The sequence below is a fragment of the Myxococcus vastator genome (assembly GCF_010894475.1).
Classification (GTDB): Bacteria; Myxococcota; Myxococcia; order Myxococcales; family Myxococcaceae; genus Myxococcus; species Myxococcus vastator.
The window spans coordinates 1-1,856 of record NZ_JAAIYB010000787.1; the positions used below are offsets into that span (position 1 = coordinate 1).

Sequence of the window (1,856 nt, forward strand, 5' to 3'; positions counted from 1 at the left end):
GGCGCGGGGGTGGCCTGGCGGCGCCATTCACCGTGGGCCGCCGTGTCCGTCATCGGCGTCGGGTGTGTGTCCATCTGGGGGTGGACCCAGACGGTGCGGCCCGCGACGCAGGCGGACTGGGCGCCGGACCTGGCGCGCTCCGCCCGGGCGGTGGTGGAGGGCCCCCGTGTGACGTTGCATGACGTCCGGGACTTCCGCTACCGCACCCCGTCGGACTGGGATGCGTCGTGGTACTCGGCCACGTACGACACGCGGGAGCTCACGGGGGCGTGGTTCATCGTGGAGCCCTTCTCCGGTGTCTGGGGCGCGGCCCACACCATGGTGAGCTTCGGCTTCGCGGATGGGCGCTACCTCGTCTTCTCCGTGGAGGTCCGCCGCGAGAAGGGGGAGACGTTCTCCGCGCTGGGCGGCCTGTTCCGCCAGTTCGAGCTCACCTACGTCGTGGGGGATGAGCGGGACCTGGTGCAGCTGCGCTCCAACCACCGCAAGGATGACGTCTACCTCTACCCGGTGGATGCGTCGAAGGAGCGCATCGTCAGCTTCTTCCTCGACATGGTGGCGCGGATGAACGCGCTGCGCGAGAAGCCGGAGTTCTACGACACGCTCACCAACAACTGCACCACCAACCTGGTGCGGCACCTGGAGAAGGTGAGCCAGAGCCAGGTGCCCTACGACCACCGCACCTTGCTGCCGGCGTTCTCGGACGCCCTGGCGTATGAGCTGGAGCTCATCGACCGGGACGCGCCGCTGGAGCAGGTGCGCCAGCGCCACCACATCAACGCGCGCGCGCAGGCGGCGGACGGGCGCCCGGACTTCTCGCGGCGCATCCGCGAGCCGCTGGCCGCCACCCCCGTGCCGTGACGCGCCAGGCCCCCTTACAGGGCGTGGCGCGCCTTCAGGTGGGTGTCGTAGTGCTGCTGCAGCGAGGCGAAGTAGCCGCGCTCCTCCCAGAGCGCGGCGATGAGGCGCTCCGTCAAGGTCTTCACCTCGGCGCTCTCATCCGGCTCGGGCGTGCGGGGGCCGGGGGCGCCGGAGCTGAAGAAGGCGCGGGTGGCCTCGGCCATGAGCAGGCGGCTGCCCGCGAAGAGCCGGCGCAGAACCTGGTTGACGGGGCGCGGGTCCAGCTCCGCGCAGGCGGCGACGATGGCGTCGTGCAGCTTCCCGGGCAGCGGGCCCTCCAGGTCCTCGGGCTTCAGGTCGCCACGGTCCAGGGCATGGTTGAGCAGGTAGCCGTGATGCAGCGCTGACGACGCCACGTCCACGCAGTCCTTCACCCACAAGACGAAGAAGAGCTTGCGGAACACCTTGCGCACCGGAAAGAGCGCCAGGGCCTTCAGGGAGCTCATCACGCGCCCGCCCGCCGTCCGGCCAAGGTGGGAGCCGGCGAGGACCTCCACCGCCCGGGCCGGCCTGGGGAGGCCGTGCTCGGAGAGGATGGTGAGGACCATGCTCTCGCGGGCCTGCCGGAGTGCGTAGTCATCCAGGAAGGGAACGGGGATGAGCGGCGTCAGGCCGGACACGACGGCGAGAAAGGCCACGCGGCCCAAAACGGGGGGCAGCTCGTTCTCGGGAGGACGGGGCTTCGGCTCGGTCATATGCCGTTCATATGCCCATCCGGCCCGGCGATTGCGCGGGCCCTGAAGGCGGGGCGGGTGTTGGCTGTCCTCCAGCCGGGCGTCGACCGTCCACGCCGCTCCGCGCATCCTCCGGCGGGTCACCTGTGTGGAGGCACGGTCGCGCGACGAGGCGGCCTGCTCGCATCGCCTCGTCGCGACGACTTCAGCCGTGCTCAGCGGGTCAACGACGCAGGGGCCTTGGGCTCCTCGGGAGGTGGGTGCCACGCCAGGGGGCTGGGC

General features: G+C 71.0%; 2 protein-coding genes. One reads left to right on the forward strand and one right to left on the reverse strand.

Going from position 1 to position 1,856, the window contains the following annotated elements; genetic code table 11:
• Window positions 1-861, forward strand: an 861-nt coding sequence (locus G4D87_RS37255; RefSeq protein WP_163787518.1) for an Lnb N-terminal periplasmic domain-containing protein, incomplete at its 5' end; no start/stop codon positions are given.
• A 14-nt stretch (window positions 862-875) separates the two neighbouring features.
• Here G4D87_RS37255 and G4D87_RS37260 read toward each other — a convergent pair.
• The gene (locus tag G4D87_RS37260) at window positions 876-1,595 is read right to left on the reverse strand and encodes a hypothetical protein (protein ID WP_163787519.1); all 720 of its coding nucleotides are present in this window, start codon (window positions 1,593-1,595) and stop codon (window positions 876-878) included.
• Between the last annotated feature and the right edge of the window lie 261 nt (window positions 1,596-1,856).